This is a genomic window from Kineococcus glutinatus, assembly GCF_039542765.1.
GTDB classification, from domain to species: Bacteria; Actinomycetota; Actinomycetes; order Actinomycetales; family Kineococcaceae; genus Kineococcus_A; species Kineococcus_A glutinatus.
In genome coordinates, this window is sequence record NZ_BAABIL010000432.1 from 1 (window position 1) to 4,244 (window position 4,244).

General features: G+C 77.9%; 3 protein-coding genes and 2 pseudogenes. 4 read left to right on the forward strand and 1 reads right to left on the reverse strand.

The annotated features are described in order from the left end of the window. Positions 1-502, reverse strand: a pseudogene (locus ABEB16_RS15270) (hypothetical protein); the annotation flags it as partial. 158 nt (positions 503-660) lie between these two features. Between ABEB16_RS15270 and ureB the strand changes: the two are divergent. The 4 genes and pseudogenes from ureB to ABEB16_RS15290 all read left to right on the forward strand — a co-directional run. Beyond that, on the forward strand, positions 661-1,413 hold the full coding sequence (ureB, locus tag ABEB16_RS15275) for an urease subunit beta (RefSeq protein WP_345713088.1): 753 nt from the start codon (positions 661-663) through the stop codon (positions 1,411-1,413). Continuing rightward, entirely contained in the window at positions 1,410-3,110 is a 1,701-nt protein-coding gene (locus ABEB16_RS15280; protein WP_345713089.1) for an urease subunit alpha, read from the forward strand. The genes ureB and ABEB16_RS15280 overlap by 4 nt, the downstream gene beginning before the upstream one ends. Positions 3,111-3,144: 34 nt before the next feature. Next, positions 3,145-3,486, forward strand: coding sequence for a thiamine-binding protein (locus ABEB16_RS15285; protein ID WP_345713090.1), 342 nt, complete (start codon positions 3,145-3,147; stop codon positions 3,484-3,486). Positions 3,487-3,659: 173 nt separating this feature from the next. Beyond that, positions 3,660-4,244: pseudogene (locus ABEB16_RS15290) on the forward strand (hypothetical protein); the annotation flags it as partial.

A 4,244-nucleotide genomic window follows, 5' to 3' on the forward strand; every position in this document is an offset into this window, starting at 1 on the left:
CCCGCAGCCGCTCGGCGTCGCGCTGGGCGGCGTCGACGAGCTCCTGGGCGCGGTGCTGCGCCGCCTCGACGGCCGAGTGCGCCTCGGCCCGGGCGCGGGCGGTGAGCTCGTCCGCGTCGCGGCCGGCGGCGGCGGCGCGGCGGCGGGCGTCCTCCAGCGCGCGGGAGCGCTCCGTCTCGGCCTCGGTGCGGGCGTCCTCCCGCAACCGGTCGGCGTCGCGGCGCGCCGAGCGCAGCATCTCCCCGGACTGGTCCTCGGCCAGCCGCAGCAGCTTCTCCACGCGGGCACCGAGCCCGGAGTAGCTGGGGCGCTCCATCTCCCGCAGCTGCTTCCTGACCTCGCTGAGCTCGGCGGCCAGCCGCAGCGACCGCGCGTCGGCCTCCTCGACGCGGGCGCGGGCCTGCCGCAGCGCCTCGTCGAGGGCGGTCATCCGCTGGTCGACCTGCGCGCGGTCGTAACCGCGCACGACGACGGAGAAGGCGTCGTGAAACTCCGAGGACACGCAGGGCCTCCGGGGGTGGGGTGGGGTGGACCTGCCGCCCGGCGCGGTGGGCGCGGTGCGGCACCTAGAGGGTAGACCGGTGCACGTCGCCGCGGGGTCGACCCGCGGCCCGGGGTGGGCGCGGGGTCGACCCGGCGGCGCCGTGCCAAGCTGGGCCGGTGCGGCTGACCCCCACCGAGCGCGACCGGCTGCTGCTGCGCGGCGCCGCGGAGCTGGCCCGGGTGCGACGGGCCCGCGGCCTGCGGCTCAACGTGCCCGAGGCGGTGGCCGTCGTCGCCGACACCGTCTGCGAGGCCGCCCGCGACGGGCTGCGGCTGGCCGGCGTGCTGGCCGAGGCCCGCGCCCTCGTCGGCCCGGGGGACGTCCTGCCCGGTGTCCTCGACGTCGTGACGGAGGTGTCGGTGGAGGCCCTCTTCGACGACGGCACCCGGCTGGCCGTGGTGCCCGAGCCGTTCGGGGTGCCCGCACCCGGTACCGGGCCCGGCGCGGTGCTGCCCGCGCGGCCGGCCGTGCCCGCACCGGCCGCCGACCGGGTCGGGGTGGGGGTGCGCAACACCGGCGAGGTGCCGGTGAGCGTCACGTCGCACTTCCACTTCTTCGAGGTCAACCGCCGCCTGGACTTCGACCGCGCCGCCGCCTACGGCCGCCGCCTCGACGTGCCCGCCGGCACGGTGGTCCGCTTCCCGCCCGGGGAGGTCGTGGAGGTGGTGCTCGTGCCGTTCGGGGGGCAGCGGGTGGCCGTGGGGTTCGCCGGGCTCGTCGACGGGCCCCTGGACGACCCGGCGGTGCGGGCGGCGGCGCTGCGCCGCGCCGCCGCGGAGGGTTACCTGGGCGCCGGCCCGGCTCCGGGCGCCGACCAGGCCACCGACGCCGACCGGGCCACCGGGACCGACTTTGGGGAGGGCGCGTGAGCTGGCAGGTCCCCGCCGCCGAGTACGCCGGCGCCTACGGCCCCACCACCGGCGACCGCATCCGCCTCGGCGACACCGGCCTCGTCGTGCGCGTCGAGCACGACGCGCAGGCGGTGGGGGAGGAGTTCCTCGCGGGCTTCGCCAAGACCGCCCGCGACGGGCTGCACCTCAAGGCCGCCGCCGTGCGCGAGACGTGCGACGTGGTGGTGTCCAACGTCGTCGTCCTCGACGCCGTGCTGGGGGTGCGCAAGACCTCCATCGGCATCCGGGGCGGGCGGATCTGCGCGATCGGGCGCGCCGGCAACCCCGACACCCTCGACGGCGTCGACGTCGTCGTGGGCACCGGCACCTCGATCGTGTCCGGGGAGGGGATGATCGCCACCGCCGGCGTCATCGACACCCACGTCCACGTCCTGTCGCCGCGGATCATGGAGGCGGCGCTGTCCTCGGGCGTCACGACGATCATCGGGCAGGAGTTCGGGCCGGTGTGGGGGGTGGGCGTCAACTCCCCGTGGGCGCTGCGGCACGCCTTCGACGCCTTCGACGCCTGGCCGGTCAACATCGGCTTCCTCGCCCGCGGTTCCAGCTCGCACCCGGCGCCGCTGGTGGAGGCCCTCGCCGAGGGCGGGGCGTGCGGCTTCAAGGTGCACGAGGACATGGGCGCCCACGCCCGCGCCCTGGACACGGCGCTGCGGGTGGCGGAGGACCACGACGTGCAGGTCGCGCTGCACACCGACGGCCTCAACGAGGCGCTGGCCGTGGAGGACACCCTCGCGGTGCTCCAGGGCCGCACCATCCACGCCTTCCACATCGAGGGCTGCGGCGGCGGGCACGTGCCGAACGTGCTGCGGATGGCGGGGGTGCCCAACGTCATCGGCTCCTCGACGAACCCCACCCTGCCGTTCGGGCGGGACGCCATCGCCGAGCACGAGGCGATGATCATGGCGGCGCACGGGCTGAAGGCGGACCTGCCCAGCGACGTCGTCATCGCCCGCGAGCGGATCCGCGCGGGCACGATGGGGGCCGAGGACGTGCTGCACGACCTGGGGGCCATCGGCATCACGTCCTCGGACGCGCAGGGCATGGGCCGGGCGGGGGAGACGGTGCGCCGCACCTTCGCGATGGCGGGCAAGATGCGCGCCGAGCGCGGCCCGGCCGCCGGCGACGACGAGCACGCGGACAACGAGCGGGTGCTGCGCTACGTCGCCAAGCTCACGATCAACCCCGCGATCGCCCACGGCCTGGCGCACGAGGTGGGGTCGCTGGAGGTGGGCAAGCTCGCCGACCTCGTGCTGTGGCACCCGGCGTGGTTCGGCGCCAAGCCGCAGCTCGTCCTCAAGGCGGGCTTCCCCGCCTGGGGCGTCACCGGCGACCCGAACGCGGCGACCGACGTGTGCGAGCCGCTGGTGCTGGGCCCGCAGCTGGGCGGGCACGGCGCGGCGGCGGCGGAGCTGTCGGTGGAGTCCACCAGCGCGGCGGTCGCGGCGGCCAGCGCGTCGCTGTCGGGGGTGCCGACGCGGCGGCGGCGGGTGGCGGTGCGCGGTACCCGGGGCATCGGCCCGGGCGACCTGGTGCGCAACGCGCGGCTGGGGCGGACGGACGTCGACCCCCGCACCGGGCGGGTGACGTTCGACGGCGCGCTCGTGGAGTCCGCCCCGGCCGAGGTCGTCAGCCTCGCGCGCCTGTACCACCTCTGAACGGGCCGCGCCCGCCGCGGGCTAGCGTGAGCGCATGCTGGTCGCCTTCTCCGTCGCCCCCTCCGGTGGCCCGGTGCCCGCCGGTGCCGCCGCCGACTCCGTCTCCGCCGCCGTGGCCGACGCCGTGCTCGTGGTGCGCTCCTCCGGCCTGCCGCACCGCACCGACGCGATGTTCACGACGATCGAGGGCGGCTGGGAGGAGTGCATGGACGTCGTGCGCCGCGCCTGCGAGGCCGTCGCCCGCCACGGCAGCCGGGTCTCCCTGGTGCTCAAGGCCGACATCCGCGCCGGGGCCGAGGGGGAGCTGCAGGGCAAGCTCGACCGGCTGGAGGCGGCGGTGCAGCGCGCGCAGGGGGAGCCCGGCCTGGGGCAGTGACGCCCCGGCACCCGCGGGGAGGACCGGCGAGCACCCGGCAGCGACCCGCCGGCGACCTGGGAACGGCGGTGGCGCTGCCCCTATCCTCGGCCGCGAGCACCCGAACCCGCTGAGTGCCGGCACCTGCCGCGGGCCCGCGCGCCGCCCGGGCCCCGACGAGGAGGAGGAGCGCCGTGCGACGCGTCGTGGCGTGGCTGCTGGTCGCCGGAGGGGTGCTGGGCGTGGGGGCGGGCGTGCTGCTGGCCACCGCGCTGCGCCCCTCGCCCCGCCTGGACGCCGGCGCCCGGCTGGTGGACCCCGGCGCCGCCGTCGTCACCTCCCCGGGCCTGCTGGAGCTGACGGGGCCGCGGGTCAGCGTCGGCGCCAGCGCCGACGGGCGGGACGTCTTCCTCGGCGTGGCCCGCGAGGAGGACGCCCGCGCGTGGCTGGCCGACGTGCGCCGCACCGAGCTGACCGGTCTGACCGGCGGTGACGAACCCGTCCTCGCCAGCCGCGCCGACGGCAGCGCGCCGACCGCCGCCGACCCCCGCGACGCCGACATCTGGGTGACCACCGCCACCGGCGCGGGCCGCGCCGAGCTGACCTGGCCGCGGCGGCAGGGCCGCTACGTGCTGGTCGCGGCCACCGACGGCAGGGCCGCCGCGCCCGACCGGCTGCTGCTGGGGTGGACGCGCACCGGCCCCGAGGCGGCCAACCCCGGCGTGCGCCCCGCCGTCGCCACCGGCGGCGGGGCCCTGCTGCTCGGCGGCGTGCTGCTG